The organism is Methylophaga sp., from assembly GCF_030651745.1.
In genome coordinates this window covers 1-2,989 of sequence record NZ_JAUSCC010000072.1, presented here as the reverse complement: position 1 = coordinate 2,989, position 2,989 = coordinate 1, and the positions used below count along the sequence as shown (strand labels likewise).

Genomic DNA, 2,989 nt, shown 5'->3' with positions numbered 1-2,989 from the left:
GATTCAGCAGGGTGCGCTGTTTGACCTGCTGCCCTTCACGCACCGATTCAACCAGTCGGTAGGTAAAGTAGGCTTCGCCATCAGCCAGGGATTTTGTTTTGGTTTTTCGAATGTACATGCCGATAGCGTGCTGCAATCGGTGCGGAAAATCAATACCAAGGATAAAATTCAATGGCACTACATTAGATCGAAAAAAATGACCATTGATTTTAAAGGACTTTTTTTCAAAAAATCGCCAGAAATCAAAATATCAATGACTTAGAGAGGTTTGAGTGACGAAGTTAGGTTAAGCAGTTTTACCGAACAGAAATATGGGGTCAAAAGAAATATGGGGTCAGGTCTTGTCCTTTGCCTCCTTGATCCTGAATAGGCAAATAACAAGACATGACCCCGTTCATTGATTGCCACTCCATAGTGAGTTCTGAGTCTTGAAACGGTAACTAGACCTCCGCGCCCCAAGAACTGCGAAAAGCTATTTTCTTATGACAAGCTTACCCATCAGCGCTTTGCTCACACAATCTAACCTTATTCGGTGGGTATCATTGCGAGTACACGAGCTCCAATAATGGTTTGCGCCCAGCGATGTGAAGGCGAATAAAAATTCGTCGGCCATTTAACGCCTTATGGCCCCAAGAAAAATAATTGGCACATGAGAAATGAAGAGCGTGAGTGGCATAAGGTTCTAACTTACGGTCGCCTGCATCAAATTCGGCGCTTTCAAAAGACTTAAATTTTCTTATTGGCCAACGACCAGAACAATAAAGAAGTTCCCAATGCGCAAGGATAAGTGGACGACTTGAAAGGTTACGGATAAGAATCTCGTTGCCGATGCTTTCATTTCCGGTGAAGTTATAGCTGACGCCAACACGATCGCGATCTCGCCAAAGCTCAAATAGCTTGACTACTGCGAGTACCGTAGAGAGGATTGCACCCCACCACGCAATTAAAGACGAACCTGTTTCAGCAACGGCCATATCTTGACGCCCAACGTTCAAATTGAGGGGCAGCCCGCTTCTGGGCCGTCCCTCTCGAATGCAGGGTTAGCCACATTACGAATGGATAAGCTGAAAGGTTACTCCCTTTCAGGCTTAACATCATTGCCACCTTCCGGCGGTTTCTTGCCAAAAATCAATTTGAAGATCGCGGCACCGACGCCCCACACTACAGCGCCAATGGCCCAACAACGTCACCATGCCCAAGCTAGCTTGGACACTATGATCTCGTGCTATGGCCGTGGCTGGAACCAACAGCAGTGCGAATAAAATTTTCATAACTACCTCGCCCACCAAAAATTGTGGAGAATATCTATTGGAAATGTTTACAGCTATCATGGTTAATTACAAAACCAAGAACAAAACGGTTGTCGATGTCATAGTATTCATATTTCCAATAAGCACCTCTATTGATAAGCTTTGCGACATCTGGGTGGGTACATAAGCCGTTAATCGAATTTCTGAAGAACTCGGCCTTCAAATTTTCGATACTGCTGAGTTCAGATGATTTGATCATGAAGTGATAGCGAGCCAATATGGCCTTGCCAGAGGCTGTCATTGATGTCACTTGAATTTCATCGTTAACTCTCATTGGCAACCCCTTTTGTGTCGCATTTGCCATGCCACGAAGCTCGTCTTCAACAGAGGCTGCTGGCGCAAGTGGTGACAGCACAATAAGTGTTATCGCAATCACTGGCCCTTTAAATATGTTCTTCATAGGCGAATCCTCCAAGTGGCTAATTCTGCATATCATCCCTGATCGCCGTACTCTAGGCAATAAGCTCAATTACCTTATCAGGACATTAACTGTAGATCACGATAGACAGTATCTTTTTACCGCGGTAATAGCCCGGTAGGATGCGGTGAGGAACGAACCGCATCAATCGCGGAGATGGGGTCAAGTCTTGCAATCCAGCATTCGACGAAAGCAGTAAGCAAGGATTTTCACAAAATGCGTTATTGCAAGACCTGACCCCTTTTTCCTGCTTTTTCCTACGGGCTGGTACATAGAGCCGCATAATTTTGAACAGGACAAGATTACCATTCCCTCGGAGTAGGTTTGGTAGCTTTTGCAAAAAGAATGACTTGACCCCTCTGCCCTTTTATTGGTCGTTCGAGAGACATATTTTTTGTAAAATATAGGTTGAGTTATGATTTGACTTTTAAACTGTCTAACTTTTTTTTAAGCTTTTCCTCTGTAATCTTTTCATCATATCGAAACTCAATTAGCTTATATCCAAGCGACTTACAAATATTTTTCTTTCTTGTGTCATTTTCCTTTCGTTTTCTAAGCCCTTCTTCTCCACCCCAATGATTGACAATCTCGAAATGCTGAACTCCCTGATATTCAATTCCAGATTTTAATTCAGGTATCCAGACATCAATCTCCAATCCTTCAAGTTCTTTACCTCGATAATGATGAATTACATCTAAAGATGGAAGAAGTACCTGAACCATCTTGTAAAGCATTGTTTCTGTTATCCATTTTTCTCCAATTTTAGGGTACTCAAACGCTTCTCTAACTTCATTCTCTATTTCGCGATAGTCTTTTTCTTGAGAAAAAATGAATTTACCAAACTTTTTCAATGAAAAAAGGTGATGATATGGCATATATTTGATAAGGAAAGCCGATGGAGTAGGGGAACATGGATATTCTTGATTAGGAATATTTCCCGTGCATAAATGACATATACCATTTTTAACTTCCAAATCACTTTTAACGGTCAAACCATTTTTAATATCTAAATACTCTTCAAAACAGGAACACGTCAGAATTATGCCACATCTTCGACAAATAAATGTAACAGGAAAAAATGCAGTACCAATCCTAATTTCATCTAAATCTTCCTCTGGATGGTAACTATTCAGACCCCCAGACCACTGGAGGCAATTTTGGAATCGGCCGTCCGGTCCGCTGATGATCAATGACGACAGCCAAATAAAGCCAAGGGGATTGTTGTCTTTTACGGCAGGTTTCGATCACGCTGATTAAAATG

Annotated in this window: 3 protein-coding genes; all 3 read right to left on the bottom strand. The window is 42.2% G+C overall.

Features of this window, described 5'->3' with window-relative positions; translation table 11 throughout:
* Nucleotides 1–539: 539 nt before the first annotated feature.
* The 3 genes from Q7V21_RS08380 to Q7V21_RS08370 all read right to left on the bottom strand — a co-directional run bounded on the left by Q7V21_RS08380 (nucleotide 540) and on the right by Q7V21_RS08370 (nucleotide 2,918).
* Complete coding sequence (locus Q7V21_RS08380; protein WP_304916852.1) at nucleotides 540–974, bottom strand: hypothetical protein; 435 nt, start codon at nucleotides 972–974, stop codon at nucleotides 540–542.
* A gap of 331 nt (nucleotides 975–1,305) precedes the next feature.
* A complete protein-coding gene (locus Q7V21_RS08375) occupies nucleotides 1,306–1,710 on the bottom strand; it encodes a hypothetical protein (protein ID WP_304916851.1) in 405 nt (134 codons plus the stop codon).
* Between the two features lie 431 nt (nucleotides 1,711–2,141).
* Entirely contained in the window at nucleotides 2,142–2,918 is a 777-nt protein-coding gene (locus Q7V21_RS08370; RefSeq protein WP_304916853.1) for a hypothetical protein, read from the bottom strand.
* Between the last annotated feature and the right edge of the window lie 71 nt (nucleotides 2,919–2,989).

Coding starts and splice junctions, on each gene's coding strand:
- Q7V21_RS08380 (WP_304916852.1), bottom strand. CDS start 974: ATGGCCGTTGCTGAAACAGGTTCGTCTTTAATTGCGTGGTGGGGTGCA.
- Q7V21_RS08375 (WP_304916851.1), bottom strand. CDS start 1,710: ATGAAGAACATATTTAAAGGGCCAGTGATTGCGATAACACTTATTGTG.